This window comes from Novosphingobium sp. UBA1939 (assembly GCF_002336885.1).
GTDB lineage: Bacteria > Pseudomonadota > Alphaproteobacteria > Sphingomonadales > Sphingomonadaceae > Novosphingobium.
Genome location: NZ_DDFB01000051.1, coordinates 40,315 through 63,086, shown reverse-complemented (window position 1 = coordinate 63,086; position 22,772 = coordinate 40,315). Strand labels below are relative to the sequence as shown.

Annotated in this window: 16 protein-coding genes; 11 read left to right on the top strand and 5 right to left on the bottom strand. The window is 67.6% G+C overall.

Annotation, left to right across the window (positions count from 1 at the left end; genetic code table 11):
• Positions 1 to 23 precede the first annotated feature (23 nt).
• The 8 genes from araD1 (at position 24) to B3547_RS07965 (ending at position 9,043) form a co-directional block, all read left to right on the top strand.
• Positions 24 to 1,025: an AraD1 family protein gene (gene araD1 / locus B3547_RS08000; protein WP_292961893.1), complete on the top strand. Its 1,002-nt coding sequence runs from the start codon at positions 24 to 26 to the stop codon at positions 1,023 to 1,025.
• Positions 1,026 to 1,029: 4 nt separating this feature from the next.
• Entirely contained in the window at positions 1,030 to 1,956 is a 927-nt protein-coding gene (locus tag B3547_RS07995) for a Gfo/Idh/MocA family protein (RefSeq protein WP_292961890.1), read from the top strand.
• 158 nt (positions 1,957 to 2,114) lie between these two features.
• Entirely contained in the window at positions 2,115 to 3,233 is a 1,119-nt protein-coding gene (locus B3547_RS07990; RefSeq protein WP_414690516.1) for a glycoside hydrolase family 43 protein, read from the top strand.
• Between the two features lie 6 nt (positions 3,234 to 3,239).
• Positions 3,240 to 4,688 carry a xylulokinase gene (gene xylB, locus B3547_RS07985; RefSeq protein ID WP_292961885.1) on the top strand — a complete coding sequence of 483 codons (1,449 nt, stop codon included), beginning with the start codon at positions 3,240 to 3,242 and terminating at the stop codon, positions 4,686 to 4,688.
• A 7-nt stretch (positions 4,689 to 4,695) separates the two neighbouring features.
• On the top strand, positions 4,696 to 6,003 hold the full coding sequence (gene xylA / locus B3547_RS07980; RefSeq protein ID WP_292961883.1) for a xylose isomerase: 1,308 nt from the start codon (positions 4,696 to 4,698) through the stop codon (positions 6,001 to 6,003).
• 40 nt (positions 6,004 to 6,043) lie between these two features.
• The gene (locus tag B3547_RS07975; RefSeq protein WP_292961881.1) at positions 6,044 to 6,745 is read left to right on the top strand and encodes an acetylxylan esterase; all 702 of its coding nucleotides are present in this window, start codon (positions 6,044 to 6,046) and stop codon (positions 6,743 to 6,745) included.
• An 11-nt stretch (positions 6,746 to 6,756) separates the two neighbouring features.
• Positions 6,757 to 8,202: a family 43 glycosylhydrolase gene (locus tag B3547_RS07970; RefSeq protein ID WP_292961878.1), complete on the top strand. Its 1,446-nt coding sequence runs from the start codon at positions 6,757 to 6,759 to the stop codon at positions 8,200 to 8,202.
• 100 nt (positions 8,203 to 8,302) lie between these two features.
• The gene (locus B3547_RS07965; protein WP_124808874.1) at positions 8,303 to 9,043 is read left to right on the top strand and encodes a FadR/GntR family transcriptional regulator; all 741 of its coding nucleotides are present in this window, start codon (positions 8,303 to 8,305) and stop codon (positions 9,041 to 9,043) included.
• Positions 9,044 to 9,046: 3 nt separating this feature from the next.
• Here B3547_RS07965 and B3547_RS07960 read toward each other — a convergent pair whose 3' ends face one another.
• The 4 genes from B3547_RS07960 to B3547_RS07945 all read right to left on the bottom strand — a co-directional run bounded on the left by B3547_RS07960 (position 9,047) and on the right by B3547_RS07945 (position 17,855).
• Positions 9,047 to 10,558, bottom strand: a complete 1,512-nt coding sequence (locus B3547_RS07960) for a glycosyl hydrolase family 8 (protein ID WP_292961875.1) — start codon at positions 10,556 to 10,558, stop codon at positions 9,047 to 9,049.
• Positions 10,555 to 13,218, bottom strand: coding sequence for a glycoside hydrolase family 3 C-terminal domain-containing protein (locus B3547_RS07955; protein WP_292961902.1), 2,664 nt, complete (start codon positions 13,216 to 13,218; stop codon positions 10,555 to 10,557). Before B3547_RS07955 ends, B3547_RS07960 begins: the two co-directional genes overlap by 4 nt.
• Before the next feature lie 73 nt (positions 13,219 to 13,291).
• Positions 13,292 to 14,854 carry a tryptophan halogenase family protein gene (locus tag B3547_RS07950; protein WP_292961873.1) on the bottom strand — a complete coding sequence of 521 codons (1,563 nt, stop codon included), beginning with the start codon at positions 14,852 to 14,854 and terminating at the stop codon, positions 13,292 to 13,294.
• A gap of 79 nt (positions 14,855 to 14,933) precedes the next feature.
• Positions 14,934 to 17,855 (bottom strand): TonB-dependent receptor, encoded by a 2,922-nt coding sequence (locus tag B3547_RS07945; RefSeq protein WP_292961871.1) that lies wholly within the window; start codon positions 17,853 to 17,855, stop codon positions 14,934 to 14,936.
• Between the two features lie 367 nt (positions 17,856 to 18,222).
• Here B3547_RS07945 and B3547_RS07940 point away from each other — a divergent pair, with 367 nt between their 5' ends.
• Together B3547_RS07940 and B3547_RS07935 are read left to right on the top strand one after the other, a co-directional pair.
• On the top strand, positions 18,223 to 18,915 hold the full coding sequence (locus tag B3547_RS07940) for a SapC family protein (protein WP_292961869.1): 693 nt from the start codon (positions 18,223 to 18,225) through the stop codon (positions 18,913 to 18,915).
• Between the two features lie 5 nt (positions 18,916 to 18,920).
• On the top strand, positions 18,921 to 19,931 hold the full coding sequence (locus B3547_RS07935; RefSeq protein WP_292961866.1) for a cupin-like domain-containing protein: 1,011 nt from the start codon (positions 18,921 to 18,923) through the stop codon (positions 19,929 to 19,931).
• A 117-nt stretch (positions 19,932 to 20,048) separates the two neighbouring features.
• On the opposite strand, the gene B3547_RS07930 is transcribed toward B3547_RS07935, so the two are convergent.
• Positions 20,049 to 21,464 carry a sugar porter family MFS transporter gene (locus B3547_RS07930; RefSeq protein WP_124808868.1) on the bottom strand — a complete coding sequence of 472 codons (1,416 nt, stop codon included), beginning with the start codon at positions 21,462 to 21,464 and terminating at the stop codon, positions 20,049 to 20,051.
• A 242-nt stretch (positions 21,465 to 21,706) separates the two neighbouring features.
• Between B3547_RS07930 and B3547_RS07925 the strand changes: the two genes are divergently transcribed.
• On the top strand, positions 21,707 to 22,765 hold the full coding sequence (locus B3547_RS07925; protein WP_125953224.1) for a LacI family DNA-binding transcriptional regulator: 1,059 nt from the start codon (positions 21,707 to 21,709) through the stop codon (positions 22,763 to 22,765).
• Positions 22,766 to 22,772 lie beyond the last annotated feature (7 nt).

Genomic DNA, 22,772 nt, shown 5'->3' with positions numbered 1-22,772 from the left:
GCGCGGGACAGGAGATTTCATCCATGGCACTCCGCCTCCTCCAGCACCGCGCCGGCGACGGCACGCGCCGCGTCGTCCTCGCCGATGGCGATGTGGCCCATGTCCTCGAAGGCGTGGCGCGCACCACCGACCTGGCGCATCGCGCAATCGCGGCCGGCACCACGCTGGCCGTGGAGGCGCGGAAGTGCCCCGCCGGCGCGGCGATCGATCTCGCCGCCGAGTTCGAAGCGGGCCACTTCCTCGCGCCCATCGATCACGAAGACCCGGCGCACCTCGCGCTCACCGGCACCGGCCTTACCCACCTCGGCTCGGCCGAAGGGCGCGACAAGATGCACCGCGAAGCGGCGGCCGCGGCGCACCAGACCGATTCCATGCGCATGTTCCTGGAAGGGCTGGAAGGTGGCAAGCCCGCCGATGGCGGCGTCGGCCAGCAGCCCGAATGGTTCTACAAGGGCGATGGCAGCCAGCTTGTCGGCCCCGGCGAACCGCTGGACATGCCGGCTTTCGCGCAGGATGGCGGCGAGGAGCCGGAACTGGCCGGGATCTACCTGATCGGCCCCGACGGCACGCCGTTCCGCCTCGGCTTCGCGCTGGCCAACGAGTTTTCCGACCATGTGACCGAGCGGCACAACTACCTCTGGCTTGCCCATTCCAAGCTGCGCCGCGCGGCGCTTGGCCCCGAATTGCTGATCGACGCCGCGCCGACGGACATTCGCGGCACCAGCCGCATCCTGCGCGATGGTAAGGTGCTGTGGGAAAAGCCGTTCCTGACCGGCGAGGACAACATGAGCCACAGCCTCGCCAATCTCGAACACCACCACTTCAAGTACGACTTGTTCCGCCGCGCGGGCGACGTCCATGTCCATTTCTTCGGCACCACCACGCTTTCGTTCAGCGATGCGGTGCGCACGCAGGTGGGCGACGTGTTCGAGATCGAGGCCGCGCCGTTCACCCTGCCCTGCCGCAATCCGCTGGCGCGGACGGGGGGCGACGTTTCGGTCCCGCTGAAGGTGCGGGTGCTCTAGCGCGATGGACCCGATCCGCATCGCCGTGGTCGGCGTGGGCAAGATCGCCCGCGACCAGCACTTGCCCGCCATCGCCGGCAACCGCGCGTTTGGTCTTGCCGCCACGGTCAGCCCGCACGATCCGGGCGTCGATGGCGTGCCGCATTTCGCCAGCCTCGACGAACTGCTGGCTGGCGGCCCCGCGGTCGATGCCGTGGCGCTCTGCACGCCGCCGCAGGTCCGTCATGATCTGGCGAGCACGGCGCTTGCGTGCGGCATCCATGTGTTCCTGGAAAAGCCGCCCGGCGCGACGCTGGCGGAAGTCGCCGCGCTGCACAGCCAGGCGGACAGGGTCGGCGCCACGCTGTTCGCCGCGTGGCATTCGCGCTTCGCCGCCGGAGTCGCCCCGGCACGCGCCTGGCTGGCCGAGCGGCGGATCGAGCGCGTGGAGATCACCTGGCGCGAGGACGTGCGCGTCTGGCATCCGGGGCAGGCGTGGATCTGGGAGCCGGGCGGCCTAGGCGTGTTCGATCCCGGCATCAACGCGCTGTCGATCGTCACCCGCATCCTGCCGCGCCCGATCTTCCTTGAGGCGGCCACGCTGGAAATTCCCGCCAACCGCGCCGCGCCGATCGCCGCCGACCTGCATTTCCGCGATACTGGCGGCGCCATCGTCCACATGGACCTCGATTGGCGCCAGACCGGCCCGCAAAGCTGGGACATCGCGGTGGAAACCGATGCCGGCATGCTCCGGCTCTCCAGCGGCGGGGCGGTGCTGACCCTGCCTTCCGGCACCCAGCGCGACGAGGACCACGAATACCCCGGCCTCTATGCCCGCTTCGCCACGCTGATCCGCACCGGCCGCAGCGACGTGGATATCGATCCCCTGCGTCTGGTGGCGGACGCCTTCCTGCGCGGCACGCGCGTTGCGGTCGATCCGTTCGAGGATTGAGCGTGACGGCGGGGGACCGCCCCCGCGTCTCCACAATCGACTGGCACAACCCCACTGGCCCCAACCCCACATTTCAAATTGCCGTACCATTTAGGTAGCGCTATCATTACCCGAGCGATCATGCGAAAGGCCCGGAAAAACGGCCTGCAAGAGGATGTCTGACCATGAAGGCAAGAATCACCACCGCCGCGCTGTGCCTCGCCAGCGTCCTGGCCATCGCGGCCTGCACCAAAGCGGGCAACGCGGAGCAGCCCGGCGACGGCGGCGCGCCCGCCAGCGCGTTCCGCGATCAGCCGCTGGTCAGCGACATCTACACCGCCGATCCTTCCGCGCACGTGTTCGGCGGCAAGATCTACGTCTATCCCTCGCACGACATCGCCACGCCGACGCCCGACGACGACCTGGGCAACCAGTACGCCATGCGCGACTACCGCGTGCTTTCGATGGACAAGGTCGGCGGCAAGGTCACGGTTGGCCCGGTCGCGCTCGACGTGAAGGACGTGCCCTGGGCTTCGCAGCAGATGTGGGCGCCCGATGCCGCCTACAAGGACGGCATCTACTTCCTCTATTTCCCCGCGCGCGACAAATCGAAGGACCGGAACGGCCTGGGCGCCTTCCGCATCGGCGTGGCCACGTCGAACAGCCCGACCGGCCCGTTCGTGGCCGAGAAGGAACCGATCCCCGGCTCGTTCTCGATGGACCCGGCGGTGTTCGTGGATGATGACGGCACCGCCTACATGTATTTCGGCGGCATCTGGGGCGGGCAGCTCCAGCGCTGGGCGTCCGGCCAATACGATCCCAACGGATCGGACACCGATCTCAAGCAGGACGACAAGCCGGCGCTTTCGGGGAAGGTTGTCCGGATGAACCCCGACATGAAGACCTTTGCCGAGGCCCCGCGCGACGCGGTGATCCTGGGCGAGGACGGCAAGCCGGTGACCGGCGGCGACCACGAACGCCGCTTCTTCGAAGCCTCGTGGGTCTTCCGCAAGGACGGCAAGTATTACTACACCTATTCCACCGGCGACACGCACTTCCTCAACTACGCCATCGGCACCAGCCCCTATGGCCCGTTCCGCTATGCCGGCCATATCCTGAAGCCGGTGCAGGGCTGGACCACGCACCATTCGATCATCCAGCACGACGGCAAGTGGTGGCTGTTCTACGCCGACACCCAGCTTTCCAACAAGAACCACCTGCGCAACGTCAAGGTGACGGAGCTGACCTTCAACCCCGACGGCACGATCCAGACGATCGATCCGATGAAGGCGAAGTAACCACTCATGTTCCTTGGCATCGATGTCGGCACGAGCTGCGTGAAGGCGGTGGTCACCGCCGCGAGCGGCGAGGTGCTGGCGCAAAGCAGCGCCGACCTTTCCGTGGCGCGTCCCCAGCCGCTGTGGTCCGAACAGGCCCCGGCCGACTGGGTGGAGGCGGCGCACAAGGCCGTGCTCGGTATCGATCCCGCGCTGCGCGGCGGCGTGCAGGCGGTGGGCCTTGCCGGTCAGATGCACGGCGCAACGCTGCTCGGTTCGGACGACCGGCCGCTGCGCCCGGCGATCCTGTGGAACGACGGCCGCAGCTTCGCCGAATGCGCCGCGCTGGAAGCGGACGAGCCGCGCACGCGCGCGATCACCGGCAACATCGCCATGCCCGGCTTCACCGCACCCAAGCTCGCCTGGGTCCGCAAGCACGAACCCGATGTCTTCGCCGCCACGCGGACCGTGCTGCTGCCCAAGGACTACGTGCGCCTCGCCCTCACCGGCGAGAAGGCCAGCGACATGTCGGATTCAGCCGGAACGCTGTGGCTCGACGTGGCCGGGCGCGCCTGGTCGGGCGAAATGCTGGCCGCGACCGGCCTCGACGAACGCCACATGCCGCGCCTGCACGAAGGCCCCGACGTGACCGGCGTGTTGCGCGAGGATGTTGCGCGCGATTGGGGCATGGGCCGCGTGCCGGTGGTCGCGGGCGCGGGCGACAACGCGGCGGGCGCGCTGGGCGTGGGCGTGCTGGACGATGGCCAGGGCATGCTCTCGCTCGGCACGTCAGGCGTCATCTTCGTCGCCAACGCGGCGTTCCGGCCCAATCCGGCGCTGGCCGTCCACGCGTTCTGCCACGCCCTGCCCGGCGTGTGGCACCAGATGAGCGTGCACCTTTCCGCCGCCTCGTGCATCGATTGGGCCGCGCGCGCCTGCAACGTGCCGGGGCCGGCCGAATTCTTCGCGCTGGCCGAACAAGCCGGCGCGGCCAGCGGCGGCGAGCTGTTCCTGCCCTATCTTTCCGGCGAACGCACGCCGCACAACGATCCGCATATCCGCGCCGCGTTCCTTGGCCTTGGCAACGAGAGCACCACGCCGCGCCTGGCCGCCGCCGTGCTCGAAGGCGTGGCCTTCGCCCATGCCGACGGGATCGACGCGCTGCGCGGAGCCGGCACGCGGATCGAGGAACTGTGCGTGATCGGCGGCGGCTCGCGCTCGGCGCACTGGGGCCGCATCCTCTCCAGCGTGCTCGGCGTCCGCCTGGTCTATCTGCACGGCGGCGAAGTCGGCCCCGCGCTGGGCGGCGCGCGCCTGGCGCAGATGGCCGCCACCGGCGCCAGCGCCGCCGAAGTCTGTACCCGTCCCCCCGTTCGCGCGGTGATCGATCCCGATCCCGATCTCGCGGCCCGCCTTGCGCCGAAGCGGGAACGCTTCCGCGCCGCCTATCGGGCGCTCAGCGCCATCAAGGAGTAAGCCTGCAATGTCCGCTGCCTATTTCGACGCATTCGACACCGTCCGCTACGAAGGCCCCGACAGCGCCAACGACCTTGCCTATCGCTGGTACGACAAGGACCGCGTGGTCTTCGGCAAGCGCATGGAGGATTACCTGCGCTTTGCCGTGTGCATGTGGCACACCTTCTGCTGGCCGGGCAGCGACGTGTTCGGCGCGGGCACGTTCGACCGCCCCTGGCTCAATGGCCCACAGGACGAAGCCGCGGCGCGCGCCAAGCGCGAGGCGGCGCTGGCCTTCGTCGAAAAGCTCGACCTGCCGTTCTACTGCTTCCACGATGTGGACGTGATGGCCCCGGCCGAAAGCATCGGCGAATTCCGCGCCAGCTTCGCCCGCGCGGTCGATCATCTGGAGGAACTGCAGGCCGCGCACGGGCGCAAGCTGCTGTGGGGCACGGCCAACCTGTTCGGCCACCCGCGCTATCTGGCGGGCGCCGCCACGTCGCCCCGCCCCGAAGTCTATGCCTGGGGCGCGAGCCAAGTGCGCGACGCGCTGGAAGCGACACACCGCCTGGGCGGCGCCAACTACGTTCTGTGGGGCGGGCGCGAGGGCTATGACACGATCCTCAACACCGACCTCGCTATCGAGCAGGAAAACTTCGGCCGGTTCCTCAGCCTGGTGGTCGAACACAAGCACAAGATCGGCTTTGCCGGCACGATCCTGATCGAGCCAAAGCCGCATGAGCCGACCAAACACCAGTACGATTTCGATACGCAGACGGTGTACGGCTTCCTCAAGCGCTTCGGACTTGAGAGCGAGGTCAAGGTCAACATCGAGGCCAACCACGCCACGCTTTCGGGCCATACCTTCGAACACGAAATCGCCATGGCGCGCGCGCTGGGCATTTTCGGCTCGATCGACGCTAACCGCGGCGATCCGCAGAACGGGTGGGATACCGACCAGTTTCCCAACTCGGTCGAGGAATTGACGCTGGCCTGCATCGAGATCGAGCGCGCCGGCGGCTTCACCGATGGCGGCTTCAACTTCGATGCCAAGGTGCGCCGCCAGTCGATCGACGCGGCGGACCTGTTCCACGGCCACATCGGCGGCGTCGACGTGATCGCCAAGGCCCTGCTGCGCGCCGAGGCGATCATCACCGATGGCCGCATCGATGCCTTCCGCGCCGAACGCTACGCCGGATGGAATGGCGAACTGGGGCAGGCGATCAAGGGCGCGAGCCTCGCCGAAATCGCCGATCTCGCCGTGGCGCGCGATCTGGCTCCCAAGCCGGTTTCGGGCCGGCAGGAATGGCTGGAGAACATGCTCAACCGCTTCTGACGGCGGTTGTCGGACGGGGTTACGTGGCTGGGGAGAAGTGATGATGCACAAGGCCCGCGTTCTTGGGGCAGCGTTCGCGCTGCTCGCCGCCAGCGCCATGCCGGTGGCGGCGCGCGCGGCGCCGCCGCTGGCGCCCCATTTCACCCCTGCGACGGCGGGAAGCGCCGCGCCTGATGCCGATGGCTTCATCCGGCGCTGGCTGCTGCTGGAACCAATCGCCAAGCCCAACCGCACCAACCAGCTGTTCACCAGCACCTATGTCCGCGCGGCCTTCGCTGCGGACCGTCCGGCCGGGCTTGGTACCGGCTCTGGCCAGGCACTGCCGCGCGATGGCCAGACCATCGCACACAAGGGCGCTTCGCTCACCTGGCACGCGCTCGATGCCACGCCGTGGGACGTCAAGCTGTTCGGCTTCGCCCAGGCTTATGGCAAGCCGACCTACGGCGTGATCTTCTGGGCGGTGACCGTGATCGACGCCCCGCGCGACATCCCCGACGCGCATCTCGCCGCCGGTTCCAATTCCGCCTCGGTCTGGTGGCTCAACGGCGCGGAGACGGCCGCGCTGTTCGGCGACCGCCGCATGGTGATGGACGATGTCGTCTCGCCCGCCGTCGGCCTGAAGAAGGGCCGCAACGTGCTGGTCGGGGCGGTGATCAACGGCCCCGGCCTCAGCGATTTCTGCGTCCGCTTCGTCGATGGCAAGGGCCAGCCGATCCGCGATCTTGCGGTGCGCGCGCAGTGAGGGGAATGCCGATGAAGCGCCACGTGTTCGCCGCCGCCCTCGCTCTCGTGCCGGCGGCGGTGCTCGCGCAGAGCTACCCCGTCGCCCAGCTGGAGGGCGAGCCCTATATCCACGATCCCTCGACCATCGTGGAATCGGATGGCAAGTTCTACACGTTCGGCACGTTCGGCGGCGGGCTCGTCTCCCGCGACGGCTGGACCTGGAAGAGCGGCCCGGTGCGCCCCGGCGGCGGCGTCGCGCCCGACGTCATCAAGCTGGGCGACCGCTATTTCGTCGCCTGGGCCGTGGGCGGCGGCGGCATGAACGGCGGGCACAAGAGCGACATCAAGATCATGTGGACGAAGTCGCTCGATCCGGCCTCGAAGGACTTCGGCTTCCACGACGTCGGCACGGTCGCCTCCAGCGACGGGGTGGAACTGCACGACGCCATCGATCCGGCGTTCCTGCTGGCCGAAGGGCGGCTGTGGCTGAGCTACGGCACCTATTTCGGCTCGATCCGCATGATCGAGCTTGACCCCAAGACCGCCGAGCGCCTGCCCGGAAACCAGCTGGTCGATGTGGCGATCGACATGGAAGCCACCGCGCTGCTGTACCGCGATGGCTGGTACTATCTGCTGGGCACCCACGGCACCTGCTGCGACGGCCCCAATTCCACCTACAACATCCGCGTCGGCCGCGCGCGCAGCCCGCTGGGGCCGTATCTCGACAACTTCGGCGTGCCGCTGCTCAAGGGCGGTGGCAAGCTCGTCTGGGGGTCGAACGGGCGCGGCATGGGCGCGGGCCACTTCGGGCTGGTGGACCTTGGCGACGGGGTGGAGAAGTTCTCGTTCCACTACGAGGCGGACATGGACCGCGCCGGCCGCAGCGTGCTGGCGATCCTGCCGCTCACCTGGAAGAACGGCTGGCCCGTGGGGCAGGAAAACCTGCGCCCCGGGACTTACGAGATCCAGTCCGAGCGCGGCGGTGCGCTGCAACTGGCGGTGGACGAGGTGCGGCTGCCGTTCAAATGGACCGGCTTCGGACCGCCCAAGGAACCGCTGGTGCCGGTGCCCGACCAGACGCTCGACCAGAACCGCGCGACCTGGCCGGCCGGGCCGATCCCGGTCGACATGGGCGATTACATGGTGCGGCCGCACCAGCACTGGACGATCGAGCCGGTCGCCGGTGCCGGCGGCTGGTTCGGCGCACCCTATGTGCGAATCGTGATCGCCGGCACCAGCCGCGCGCTGGCGGCGATGCCGGCGGGCGATGTCGTGGCCGTGCCCGCCTTCACCGGCGCGCCCGAACAGCTCTGGCGGATCGACCAGCTTGCCGACGGCGCCTTCCGGATCATCCCGAAGTCCACGCCCGATCCGTTCAGGCCCCTCGCGCTGTCCGCCGTGGGCGCCAGCACGCCGCGCCTTGTCCGCTTCGATCCGGCGTCCGATGCGGGCAAGTGGACGTTCCGCCGGCCCTGATCCGAAAGGACTGACAGATCGCACCGGCGCCCGGCATCATCGAACCGCTGGACTTTGGCGGAATTGCGCCCGAATAGGGGGGAAGGGCAAGGAGTGGAACGTGTCGCGAAGCAAGGAACCGGTCGGGGACGGGATCGACAGGTCTGACAAATCGCTGCGGCTGCATGGCAGCATCGCGCGTGACCTTGGCATCGCCATCGTCACCGGCAAGTACCCGCCGGGCCACGTGCTGACCAGCGAGGTCGATTTTGCCGAGCGCAACCACATCTCGCGCACCGCCTATCGCGAGGCGATCCGCATCCTTGCCGCCAAGGGTCTGGTAGAAAGCCGCCCCAAGGCGGGCACCAAGATCACCGACCCCTCGCGCTGGCACATTCTCGATCCCGATGTGCTGGCCTGGACCTTCGAGGGCGAACCCAGCCGGGCGGCAATCGACGACCTGTTCGAGCTGCGCCTGATCATCGAGCCGGCCGCCGCCGAGATCGCCGCCACGCGCCGCACCGGGGCGCAACTGGCGCAGATGGGCCATGCGCTGGAGGAAATGGCCAAGCACACGCTCGCTTCCCCGCTGGGGCAGGCGGCGGACCAGGCCTTTCACTCCACGCTGCTCAAGGCCACCGGCAACATGGCGCTGATCTCGCTGGCCAGCACGATTTCGGCGGCGGTGCGGTGGACCACGATCTACAAGCAGCGCAAGCGCAAGCTGCCGCGCGATCCCCTGCCCGATCACCGCGTGCTGTTCGATGCCGTGGCCGATGGCGATGGCCCGGCCGCGCGCGCGGCGATGCAGACGCTGATCGAACTGGCCCTGGCCGATATCGACGCGCCCGCGCGCGCCTGATAGCTACCGCACCGGCGGCGTGATGATCCGGTACTCGCCGGCCAGGTGCATCATGCTCATCAGATAGAGCATGCCGTCGAAATAGCGCTGCTCGCCTTCCGGCATCGGCGTGTCCCACAGCTCCTTGACGAAGGCGCGTGCCAACGGAGCCGGGGTTCCGGCAAGGCCGGCCACGGCCGTGGCCGCCACCATTCCGGGCGAATGGCGCTGCGACAGGGGCTTGCCATCCAGCGTGTAGCGATCGGCGAAGCGATCGATCCCCTCGCCCGCCAGGAACGTCTGGATCGCGGTGCTCAGCGCTTTCTGGCGTGGGTCCTTGCCCCACCAGTTGGCATCGACCGACCAGTTGCTGGCGGTGCGCCAGCTGTCGTAGCCGAACGGATAGGGCTCGCCCGTGCCCGTGGTCATGGTGCTGCCGTCGAAATAGCTGTGATCGGGGGCCAGGCCGGTGCGCGCGTTCGTCACGCGCACGAAGTAATCGCGGCTGACGTCGGCGGCCGTCGCCCAGAACGCGCGATCGGCCTCCGGCCCCCAGCGCGCCCACAGTTCGTAGAACGCGGGCAGGTGGTAGGACGCGTCCGACCCCGGATAGCCCACGTCCGCCACGAAGCGGATCATCGCGTGGCTTTCCTCCATCATCGGCCCCACCGCATGGGGCTTGGGCGCGGGATCGCGCCATGGCGGCGGAGGCGTCTTGCCCTGCGCCGCCAGCGCCGCAGCCTCGGCCCGGTTGTTGATGCTGGGCCAGGGGCGATCCGGCTGCACGAACGGCGCGTCTTCGGGGTGGATGCGGAACGGCGGCGTCCCGGTCATCACCGCGCGATGGCGCATGGCGGTCAGGATGCGGTCGGCTTCGGCCTTGTAGTCGTAGATGCCGGTGCCGTTGCCCCAGCGGTTCGCCGCGAAATAGAGCGCCATGGCGAAGAATTCCTCGCCATCGGGCGCGGCCCCGGTGCTGCGCGCGCTGCCATCGGTGCCCATCGACCACGCGAAGTAGCCATAGGAAGGATTGGCCGGGTCGGTGACCTGCATGTAAGTCTTCGCCCAGTTCCACAGCGCGTCGAACTCGCGCTTGTGGCCCAGCTGGACGGCGATCATCATGCCATAGCTCATGCCTTCCGACCGGGCATCGTTGTTCGCCCAGTCGGTAACGTAGGCCAGCGTGCCGTTGGCGTTGGCGCCGGTTTCGAAATAGAGCCGCTGCTCCTGCCCGTCGCCATGGAAATAGGCGCGCCACGTCGTCTCGATCCGCGCCTTCACCTCTTCGCGCGGCACCCCGAGCAGTTCGCTGAACAGATTGCGGTAGGTGCCCGTGGCATAGGCGCCCTTGCCCTCGCCGGGATGCCGCGTCACCTTTCCCAGCGGCGCTTCCTGATGCCGGGTGAAGGCAACGCCCGGCGGCGCGGTGGACGCCTCGGTAACCTGCGCCTTCTTCGCCGGCTGTGCGGCCGTGGGCGAAGCCGCAGACAGCACAAGGACCGCGACCGTCAGGGTAAGGCGCGCCAGCCCCCTCACTTCGGCAGATCCACCACGCGATCGACGGTGAACGTGGTTTCCGTGCCCGGCAAGCCGCTGTCCGGCTGCCCGCCGCCCAGGTTCAGGCGATAGGCCCCGGCGAAGACCTGCCGCACGCCATCAGGCCGCACCGCCGAAAGGTCGCGCGGCGAAAGTTCCAGCGTCACCGCCTTGCTCTCGCCCGGCTTCAGCGCCACCCGCTGCAACCCGCGCAGGGCCACGCGCGGCGCGCCCGGCTGATCGGGAAAGCGCAGGTAGGCCTGCACCACTTCCTCGCCCTCGCGCGCCCCGGTGTTGGTGACTTGCGCGGTCACGCGGATGCCGTTCGCGGTGCTACCGTCCACCGGCTCCACCCGCGCGGGTCCATAGCCGAACGTGGTGTAGCTCAGGCCATAGCCGAAGCCATAGACCGGCTTGCCGGTGAAGTAGCGGTAGGTCCGCCCCGCCATCGCATAGCTGGTGAAGGCCGGCAGGTCCGCCGTGTCCTTGTAGAAGGTCAGCGGCAGGCGGCCCGAGGGGTTGACCTTGCCCGAGAGCGCGTTGGCCACGGCCAAGCCGCCCGCCTGCCCCGGATACCACGCCTCCACCAGTGCATCGGCATTGTCCCTGGCCCATGACAAGTCGATCGGGCTGCCGTTCATCGTCACCACGACCAGAGGCTTGCCCAGCGTGCGTGCGCGGATCAGCAGTTCGCGCTGGTCCATGGGCAGTTCCAGCCCGGTCTTGTCGCCGCCGTCGAAGCCTTCGATCTTGAGCGGCATTTCCTCGCCCTCCAGATCGGAGGTCAGGCCGACCACCGCCACCAGCACGTCCGCGTCGGCCGCGCCCCGCGCCAGATCTCCCCAGGGATCGTGGGTGATGCGCTTCCAGAACAGGCCCGGCCCCGCCGCGCCGCCGCCTTCCAGATCGAAGTGCAGCGGATAGCGCTCGCCCTTCTTCAGCTCGGCCTCGACATACTTGGGCGCTTCGCCCCACAACGAATAGTGGTCCGACCTGACAACCGGCTTTCCGCCGATTTCCAGCGCGCCTTTCACCCCGGTCACGCCCAGCTTGTAGAGGCCGCTTTCCGGCGCGACGAAGAAGCCGTCCCACACCACCTTGTGCGCGTCGGAAACCTCTTTCAGCTGCATCGCGCTGCTCTGGAGATTGGCCTCGATCCGCGTCACGACAGGCCTGGCGGAAAAGGTCCGTTCGCCGCGCGGCCTGGCGGGATCGATCGCGTTGTAGTAGACCGCGCGCAGCCCGGGCTGGCCATCGGGCGTCAGGAAATTGCCGTCGGTGACGAGATCGCCGTCGGTGATCGACGGGGCGAACGGCACCAGCGTGACCTTCGCTTCGGGCATGGCCCGGCGCAACCCGTCGACCACCGAGATCGGCGGCGCCGAATTGGGCGAGGAATAGTTGCCGCGCAGCACGCGCGTGGCATCGCCCAGCGGACCGATCACCGCGACGCGCACGCCGGGCTTGAGCGGCAGCACGCCGTTGTTCTTGAGCAGGACGAGGCTCTTTTCGGCCGCCTTGAGCGAAAGGTCCCACCCCTCGCGCGTGCCCACCGCGCTCACCGGCGTGGCGTTGGGCTTGCGCGCGGCGATCCCGCGCAGGTCGCCATTCCGGTAGCGGGCCGAGAACAGGCGCACCAGCACGCGGTCGATGTCGCTATCGGTCAGGTATCCGGCCTTCAACGCGGCCTTGTAGCGGTCCGCGAGACCGGGGGCCTCGCCGATCGTGCCGGTGTGGCATTCGTTGTCCACGCCCGCCAGCAGCCCCGCCGCGACGCCCGAGGCGGCATCGGGCGCGTACTTGTGACGATCGTAGATATCGACCACCGCGTCGCAATCCGAAACGACATAGCCCTTGAAGCCCCACGCGCCGCGCAGCCGGTCCTTCAGCAGCAGGTCGCTGGCGCAGGCCGGCTGGCCATCCACGCGGTTGTAGGCGCACATGATCGACCCGGCCTTGCCCTCCACGATCGCGGCGCGGAAGGCGGGCAGGTAGGTATCTTCCAGATCATGGCGCGAGACCATGATGTTGTCGGTGTGGCGCGTCGGCTCCGGCCCGGAATGGACCGCGAAGTGCTTGGGCGTGGCGATCACTTCGGGCAGATCCGGGTTCGGTCCCTGGATGCCCTGCACATAGGCGACCCCCAGCCGGGCCGTCAGGAACGGGTCCTCGCCATAGGTTTCCTGCCCCCGCCCCCAGCGCGGATCGCGGAAGATGTTGATGTTGGGCGCCCAGGTATCGAGCCCGGTGCCGATCTTGCCGAGATGCCCGGTCTGCCGCGCCAGCGTGTGCAGCCCCTGAAGCTCGGTGCTGATCACCCGCGCCACGTCGTGCACCAGCGGCGGATCGAACGTGGCGGCAAGGCCGATGGACTGCGGGAAATTGGTGGTCGGCACCGCGCCGCCCGCCCCGTGCAGGCTCTCGGTCCACCAGTTGTAGGCGGGAATGCCCAGCCGCGGGATTGCCGGCGCGACGTTGAGCAGCTGTTCGACCTTTTCGTCGACCGTCATCTTCGCGACCAGCGCCGAGGCCGCGCGATCCGCTTCGGTCCACGCCTCGGGCGCCGCCGAAGCGGCCTCGCGCGCTTGGGCCGGCGAGATAGTTAGCGCTACCAGACTTGCGGCGGCGAGCAGCGAACGCGCATGACGGCGCGCGGGCATCGAACTCTCGATCACGAAGATGTCCTCTCTGGTCTTCTGGCCGGGTCGCACCCCGGCCGGCGTTCAAGCGTGGTCACACGGGCTGAAGGCCATATTCCACGATGCGGTTGATCAGGTCGCGATGGCGCGGCAGGGCCGTCAGCATCCGCGTGGTGATATCGGCGTTCTGCCCTCTCGCGCGCCGGGCATCGCGCACCTCGGGTTCCAGCGCGCGGGCGGAAACCTCGGAGCGGAAGCCCATGCCATAGAGCACGTACTGGTAGGAGGCCGAAGGGAACACCTCGTCCACCCGGTCGAACTCCTCGTGCAGGTAGGGCGGCTGCCAGCGCCACAGCGCCAGCAGTTCGCGCAGGCGTTCGGGGATCGTCGCCGGGTCCATGTTGTCGCGCCAGAAGGCGGTGTCGCGGCGCTGGCTCAGTACATAGTGCAGCTTGAGGAAATCGATGATCCGCCCCCAGCGGTACAGCGTCTTCTCGTTGTAGCGCCGGGCGACGATGTCCATGACTTCCCGCGCCGGCGGCATCTGTTCGGCGATCATCTTCGCCGAAAGCTCGATCAGCACGATGGCCGAGGCCTCCAGCGGTTCGAGAAAGCCCGCCGCCAGCCCCACCGCCACGCAGTTGCCCTTCCAGAACAGTTCGCGGTGGCCGGAACGGATATCGATCTTGCGCACGGCCAGGCCATCGGCGGCCGGGCCGATATAGGCGCGAAGCTCGGCTTCGGCCTGTTCGCGGCTGATGTGGCGGCTCGAATAGACGTGGCCCACGCCGCGCCGCGTCGGCAGGCCGATGTCCCAGATCCAGCCCGCCGATTGCGCGGTGGAGATGGTGTGCGTGGCGATCGGCGCGTCCGGATCGGGATAGGGTACCTGCACGGCCAGCGCGGTATCGCAGAACAGCACGTCGTTGCAGTCCTTGAAGCCCACGCCCATCGTCTCGCCCAGCAGCAGACTGCGCATGCCGGTGCAATCGACGAACAGGTCGCCGGCGATCTCGCCCGCCTGCTCGGTCACGATCGCGCGGATGTCGCCGCTCTCGTCCTGCAGCACCTGGCGCATATCGGCCAGCACGTGGCGCACGCCCAGCTTTTCGGTGCAGTGCCGCTGCATGAACGGCGCGAACTTGCCGGCGTCGAGATGATAGGCGTAATTGGCCTGCCCCTCGAACTCGGCATCGGCCATGGTCTTGGGTGCCAGGTTCTCGTCGCAGATGCGGCCCTGCGGGCAGACGGCATCGCAGAACGTGTCATCCGCGTCCCCATCTTCGACCAGCGTCCCCGCCAGCCAGTGCGGCGCGAGGTTCAGTTGCCCGAAGCGTTGCGGCAGCACCAGCGGGTGGTAATAGGCATCGTCCTCGGCGCCGGTGGTCCATTTGGCGAAGAGCGCGCCCTGCTTGAAGGCGGCATCGCATTCGCGGAAGAAATCGGTTTCGGAAATGCCGACGCTTTTCAGCGTGGAGCGCAAGGTCGGCCACGTCCCCTCGCCCACGCCGATGATCGGCACGTTGGGGGATTCGACCAGGGTAACGGAAAAGTCGTGCCCGATGCGCGGGCGGTGTTTGGCGGCAATGATCGCCGCAGTCAGCCATCCGGCGGTCCCGCCGCCGACAATCACGACATCGCGCACTGCACGCACCATCCGCGTCCTGCCCCGTTGTTCGAACGACTATTGGTGGTGGCGGCGCCGGTATGGAAACCGGCGCCGCCACCACGTCACATCAGTAGTTGAAACGGGCGCCGAAGACAAAGCGGCGACCGTAGGACCAGGTATCGAGCGGCATGTTCGAGAACCGGCCATAGGTGCTGTAGGTCGAGTTGTTGAGGTTGGTACCTTCGAAGAAGACCGAAACCTGCTTGGTCAGCTGGTAGCTGGCGCTGGCGTCGATCTGGAACTGGCGGTTCACGTTCACCGGCTCCGCGCCGAACGTGCCACCCTGGGTCTGGCCCAGGCTGAGCAGGTACTTGTCGCGCCAGTTGCCGGCGAGGCGAACCTCCAGCCCGTTCTTGTCGTAGAACGCGATCAGGTTGGCCGAATTGGCCAGCCCGGTGATCGCGAAGGCCGAACCCGAGATGTCGCTCGTGTCGAACGTGCGGTTGGTGCTGACCAGCGTGGCGTTGGCGTTGAAGCCGAAGCCGGTTTCGCCGAACACGTGCTGCCAGGCGATTTCCACGCCGCGCACCACGCCTTCCGGCCCGTTGACCTTGCCGTTCACCTGGAACTGCGCGGCCTGGCCGGTGAACGGATCGGTCACCCCGTTGATCGTCTGGGTGCGCACGCCGCCGACGATGAAATTCGAGATGAACTTCATGAAGCCGTTCACCGCGAAGTACGAGTTCGAGCCGTAGTAGTATTCGGCGCCCAGATCGAGGTTGTCGGCCAGGTAGGGCTTGAGGTTGGCATTGCCGCCCGATGCCGCCAGGCTGCCCTTGCGCAGCGTACCCAGAGTGATCGTGGGGCTGAGGTCGTTCAGCACCGGCCGGGTCAGGGTGCGCGAAGCGTCGAAGCGCAGCTGCAGCTTCGGCGTCACTTCCAGCTTCACGTCCAGGCTCGGCAGGACGTAGTTGTAGCTCGTCTCGCGGGTGATGAGCTGGTCGGGGGTATAGGAGCCCACCGAGATCAGCGTCGGGTCGGTTGGGACCGTCACCAGCGTCACCGGGTTGCGACCAATCGCGCCCGAGGTCAGCTTGGTGTACTCGTCACGCACGCCGGCGCTGATGTGGATCGGCATGTTGCCGACCATGCTGTCGAAGTTGATGCGCAGATAGCCGGCGAAGGTCCGTTCGCGCACATTCAGCACGCTGGCCGGATCGAACGCGGGCGCCGTCGTGCCGCCACCGGTCGCTTCGAGAGCGCGATAGACCGCCACCGGATCGTAGGCGATGATCGCGGGCGCCAGGTTGCCCTTGTAGCCGGGGATGAAGTTGGCGGTGCTGATCGTGCCCTGGTAGATGCTGCTGGGCAGCGGCGCCACCGCGCCGGTGCGGCCCGACGGCGCGCCATAGCCGCCGTAACGGAAGAACGTGCCATTGACGAACGGGCTCTGGTTTTCCTTGTGGAACTTGTTTTCCTGGTAGCTCGCGCCGAAGTGGATCTTGATCGCGTCGCTTTCGTACTTGCCCGAAATCTTGATCTGCTTGACCAGATCCGTGTAATAATTGGGGAAGCCCGCGATGACGTGGCTGCCGATCAGCGACGGGTCGGTGAACTTCCCGACGTTGCCGTTCGGGCCGACGTCGTGGATGCTCGGCAGATAGCCCGAGCTGGGGCCGCCGATGGTGACGCCGGTGTTGGCGCCCAGCACTGTCGAATAGTTGGTGCACGAGGTCGGCGGCGTGGTCGGCGTCGCGCCGGCCGGATAGGTACAGCCGGTCGAAAGGAACGGGCCGTTCGCTGTGGCATTGGTGCCGCCGTAGCCGATGTCCATGGCATTGGCGTACCCGTTCTTGCCGGGGTTCAGGACCGAGCGCGACAGCGAGGCATCGACATCGAAGCTCAGCTGATCGGTGGCTTCCCACTTGAGGTTGCCGCCCACCATGTAGGTCTGGTTGATGTCCCGCGCGAGGTTGGCGTTGAAGTCCATCGGCGTGCCGAACTGGTTGAAGTCCACCACGGTGCCGTTGCTGTCCTGCTTCACGTTGCGCAGGTCATCGCCGTTAAACCACGCGCCGTAACCGTAAGTCGCGGTGTGCAGCGTCTGGCGGGTGAAATTGCCGTCCAGGGTCACCAGCACCTTGTCGCTGGGGCGCCACTGGTAGGCCAGGCGGCCGTCGATGCGCTCGTCCTTGGTGTTGACCTGGTTAGCGCCCAGCTGCTGCGGGAACCAGCCCAGCACGTTCTTCTTGGCGGGCGTGAAGTCGCTGGTCTGGCACGCGGGCTGCGACTGGCACTGGTAGAAGTAGTTGCCGATCCAGCCGGGGATGAAGACCTGGTTGGAGGTCGTGTCCGAACGCTTGTAGGCGACATAGGCCAGGATACCCATGGTATCGTCGGCAAAGGTCGTGCTGGCCAGCGCCGCGCCCGAGGGGACGACCCGGCCACTGCGGTCCTGCACCGAACCCGATGCCTTCAGCGCCAGCTTGGTGCCGTTGCTGTCGAAGGGCTTGGGCAGCGCGACGTTGATCGTCGCGCCGATCGCGCTGTTGCCGAGTTCGACGTCGGGCGTCTTGTAGACCGAAATGTTCTGGACGAAGTCCGAACCGATCGTGGTGAAATCCACCGCGCGGTTGCCCGATGCGGTCGACAGGTGGCGGCCGTCGAACTGGGTATCGTTGAAATCGCCGCCGAAGCCGCGCACGGTCACGCCGTTGGCTTCGCCGCGCGCGCCCGACCGCTGGATCGAGATGCCGGGCAGGCGCTGCAACGCGTCGGCCACGTTGGCATCGGGGAACTTGCCGATGTCCTCGGCGGAAATCGCGTCGACCACGCCGGAGGCGCTCCGCTTGATTTCCATGTTGCGCTGGAGCGAACCGCGGATGCCGGTGACGATGATTTCGGAGCCTGGCTCGTTGCTGACCTCGGCATCGGCCGGGCCTGCGCTTTCGGCCGGCGCCTGCTGCGCCACCGCCGGCATGGCGATCGCGAGCGCGATGGCGCCCGACGCCCCGCCCAGCAGGAACCGCGAATTGATTGAAGTCCTCATACCCTCTCCACTGCTCTGTCTGACGGCCCCCCCGCCCGGGAAGGAGACGACATCGCTCGCACCGTTCACTGCCTCCCGAACGGGCCGAAACGGGGAGCTCCAGGGTCGCTGAGGACAACGCCGTGCAACTGCGGTTGCCAGCCATCTCTCCGCCACGCCGGTGCTCTGCTCGTCACCTTGCCCATTTTGAGTAACCGATAAAGGTAGCGCTATCAACATGAAATTGTCTGCGCAATCAGACGGGTGCCCGGCAGTGTTGCAAAAAGCCCACGATTCCGGTTAGAGTTTCGATGTTAGCGCGCACATCGCGGCCCGCAATATCATGTAATAACCATCGCAAAACACGCGAGAATGCAGGAGAGGACGATTGGCGGAGCAAATCGAGATTCTGAACAGCGATGCCCATCGCAATCTTGCGATGCACCCGCTGGCGGGCGCGCATCCGCACATGGTGCAGATCGTCGTTACCGAGGTGACACGCGCCGCCGCCTGCTGTCCGGTCGTGCTCGCCAAATCGCCGGAGACGGGCCGATTCGCGCTGGTGGCGCTGTTCGGATTCCAGCCGGGCGAAGTGCTGGTCGAGGGCGCAGAGGCCGGAAACGCGGCCTTTCTTCCGCTCGACCTGCAACGCCAGGGCTTCTTCACCGCGGACGACAATATCGCGATCGACCTTGCCCACCCGCGCTTCGCGCCCGGCGGCACGGTGCCCCTGTTCGATGCGATGGGCGGGCCGAGCGACGAGATGCGCGTGGTCCAGCGCGCGATCGGCCATCTCATGGGCACCGCCGCGCCGACCGAGCAATTCATCGCCATGCTGGTGGAAGAGAGACTGATCGAACCGGTCGACATTTCGCTTTCTTTCGACGACGGGCAGACGATCGCGCTGAACGGCCTTTATTCGGTGAGCGGCGAGGCGCTGTCGGCGCTCGAGGATGCGACAATCATCAGACTATTTCGGCAGGGCTGGCTCCAGGCAGCGCTCGCCATCCACGGCTCGCTGCAGCAGGTGGGCATCCTCGCCCGCCGCCGCAACGAACGGCTCGCGGGCGGCTGGAACTGAGCCCGATGCTGGCGGAGCTTGCACCCGGCGCGCCCGAACTGGCGAGTGCGGAAAGCTTTCACGCCGGCGTGATCCTTGCGGGCACGCCCGTTGTCATCCGGGGCCTGTGCGCCGATCTGCCGGCGGCGCAGGCCGCGCGCGCATCCGCCCGCGCCGCGCTCGACCATGTCCTGTCGTTCGATACGGGGCGGCGGCCGCAGGTCTTTCTCGGCGATCCGGCGATCGGCGGCCGCTATTACTACAGCGACGATCTTTCCGGCTTCAATTTCACCCGCGCGGAACTGCCGCTGGCGCAGGCCTTCGCGCACATGCTGCGCCATGCCGACGATCCGTCCGCGCCCACCGCCTATCTCGGCTCGCTGGTCACGCCCGCCTATCTTCCCGGCTTTGCCGAGGCCAACGCGGTGCCGATCGTGCCGCCGCAGGTCGAAGCGCGGCTGTGGATCGGCAACCCGTCGACCGCCGCCACCCACTACGACGCCTATGAAAACCTCGCCTGCGTGCTGGCGGGGGCACGGCGCTTCACGCTCTATCCGCCCGATGCGATCGGCGATCTCTATGTCGGGCCGATCGATCACACGATGGCCGGCCAGCCGGCCAGCCTTGCCGCGGCAAGCGCCGACCCCGAGCGCTACCCCCGGTTCGCGGCGGCGCGGGACCGCGCGATCACGGTGGACCTCGCTGCCGGCGACGCGCTGTTCCTGCCCAAGCTGTGGTGGCACCAGGTGGAAGCGACCGCGCCGGTCAACGTGATGCTCAATTACTGGTGGGATGCGACCGCGATCGGCCCCGACGCCCCGCTGCTCGCCATGCTGCTCTCGATGATCGCCATCGCCGAGCGGCCGGAGGCGGAGCGCGCGGCGTTCCGCGCGTTCTTCGATCATTACGTGTTCCGGCCGGATGGCCACCCCCTCGCGCACCTGCCGGAAGACCGGCGCGGCGTGCTGCGCGACATCAAGGGGGCTGGCTATGGTCCGATTCGCGCGATGGTGCTGCGCGCCCTGCGCGGCGGCTGACTTCCCGACCCGCCTACAAAAATGAGGCCCGGAAAGCATGTGCCTTCCGGGCCTTCTCAGGTACTGCGGCGGCCCCGGGAGAGGAGGGATTGGGGCCGCAGCGAGGGAACGTTTGAATCAGTGCCCGCCCCAGCCTTCCATCTGCTCCAACTCCTTGCCCTTGGTTTCGGGCAGGAAGGCCTTGACCAGCCAGAAGCTCACCGCCGCGCTCAGCGTGTAGAGTACATAGGTCTCGGCAAGGCCCAGGCCGCTCGCCATGGCCGGGAAGCTCTGCACCACGGCGTAGTTCGCGCCCCACTGGGCCAGCCCGCACACCGCCAGCGCCGACCCGCGCAGCTGGTTGGGGAACATCTCGCCCAGCATCACCCACATCACCGGGCCCCAGCTGACGTTGAAGAACACCACGTAGATATTGGCCGCGATCACCGCGATCAGGCCCAGATGCTGGTCCATCTGCAGCGCCCCGGCGGTGTCGAGCGTCCCGCGCGAGAACGCCCAGCTCATCGCGCCGAGCGATAGCGTCATCCCCGCCGAACCGATCAGCAGCAGCGGCTTGCGCCCGACCTTGTCGACCAGCGCCATGGTGACGAAGCAGGCCGCGATCGAAACGAGGCCCGAGATGATGTTGCGTTCCAGCGCCGCCTGTTCGGAAACGCCCGCCAGCTTCCACAGCGTTTCGCCGTAGTAGAAGATCACGTTGATCCCGACGAACTGCTGGAAAACGGCAATGATCAACCCCGCCCACACGACCGGGCGCAGCACCGTTCCCGGCGCCAGCACATCGGCCAGGCGCGGGCGGTGGTCGGTGGCGAAGGATGCGCGGATCTCATCGACCTTGCGGCGGGCCTCGGTCTCGCCGAACAGGCGCGAAAGCACCGCGTGAGCTTCCTCGGCGCGGCCGCTGCTGACCAGATAGCGCGGGCTTTCCGGAATGAACTGCAGCGCGACCAGGAACACCACCGCCGGAATCGCCTGCGCGATGTACATCCAGCGCCAGGCCGGAACACCGCCCAATTGCCCCAGCGAATCCCCTGCCTGCCGCGCGAGCACGTAATTGACGACGAAGGCCAGCGTCAGGCCGGTGATGATCATGACCTGCTGTACGCTGGTCAGCCGCCCGCGGATCGCCGCCGGCGCAACCTCGGAAATGTAGGCGGGCGACAACACGCTGGCCGCGCCCACCGCCATGCCGCCGAAGAAACGGGCGATCACGAACAGGGTGTGATTTCCGGTGAGGCCCTGCACCAGCGCGCCGGTGAGAAACAGGATCGCGGCCAGCACCATGATGCGCTTGCGCCCGAAGCGGTCGGCCATGCGCCCGGCGGTGAAAGCGCCGGCGGCGCAACCGACCAGCAGCGACCCCACGGTGAAGCCAAGACCATTGTCATCGAGCGCGAACGCCGCCTTCAGGCCCGCCTGCGTGCCGTTGACCGCGCCGCTGTCATATCCGAATAGCAGTCCGCCGATCGTGGCGACCGATACGATGGCGCCCACAAGCGCCATGTTCACCCGGTCTTGCTGCACTGCCGTCATTTTCCTCTCCCGACTCGTTCAATGCGCATTGATTGCCACGCATTTCGCCTTGCATCGACGGTCTTGCTTGAGCTGTCACCGGTTCTGCCGATGCCGCTCTCCCGCTCGATGATAGCGCTACCTCAATATCGCGCCGTTCGCGCCGCGCAAGCGTGAAATAGGTTTAAGTCTGCTTAAATGACAATCCCGCTTGCCAAGGGCGTGCCGCACGGTCAGGAAATCCGCAACGGGAGCAGCAAGAGATGAACGATATCCGATCGCGCCGTCGGCAGTCCGGGCGCCCCACGGTGACCGACGTCGCGCGCCTCGCCCAGTGCTCGCCGATGACCGTCAGCCGCGTGGTCAACGGAGGCGCGGGCGTGCGCGAGGAAACGCGCCTTGCGGTCGAAGCGGCCATCAAACAACTCAACTACGCGCCCAACCGCGCCGCGCGCAGCCTTGCCGGGGCATCGCAGCTGCGCATCGCGCTGCTTTATGCCAACCCTTCCGCCTCCTATCTCAGCGAACTGCTGATCGGCTGCATGGACGCGGCGACGCGGCTCGATGCCCACCTCATGGTCGAACGCTGCGATCCGGATCGCGATCAGGCGAAAATGATCGCGCGGCTGGTGGAAAGCGCGGTCGATGGCTTCCTGCTCCCCCCGCCGCTGTGCGACGACACCGCGCTGCTCGCCCGCCTGCGCCGCGCCGGAACCCGCGCCGTGCTGGTCGGCCCCGGCCAAGCAGAAGCGCATCACGGCGTGGTGATGATCGACGATTACCAGGCCGCCTACGACATGACGCGCCACATCCTCGATCTGGGCCACAAGCGCGTGGGCTTCATCATCGGCAACCCCCGCCAATCGGCCAGCGCGCTGCGCCTTGCCGGCTTTCGCGATGCCATGGCCGAAGCCGGCGTGAACGTGGACGAGGCGCTCGTCAAACAGGGGCAGTTCACCTACCGCTCCGGGCTGGACGCGGCGATGGACATGCTCGCCCTGCCCCAGCGCCCGACCGCGATCTTCGCCTCGAACGACGATATGGCCGCCGGCTGCGTGGCGGCAGCGCACCGCAACGATCTGGAAGTGCCGCGCGACCTTACCGTCTGCGGCTTCGACGATACCGCGTTCGCCTCCACGATCTGGCCAGAGCTGACCACGATCCGCCAGCCGATCCGCAAGATGGCCGAGACCGCGCTGGAGCTTCTGGCGCAGGAAATCCGCGCCGACCGTGCCGAGGAAAACCCGCAGCCACGCCTCGCCACGCTCGCCTACGAACTGGTCCGGCGCGAATCCGATGCCGCGCCGCCCGGGAAGGCCTAGGCGATCG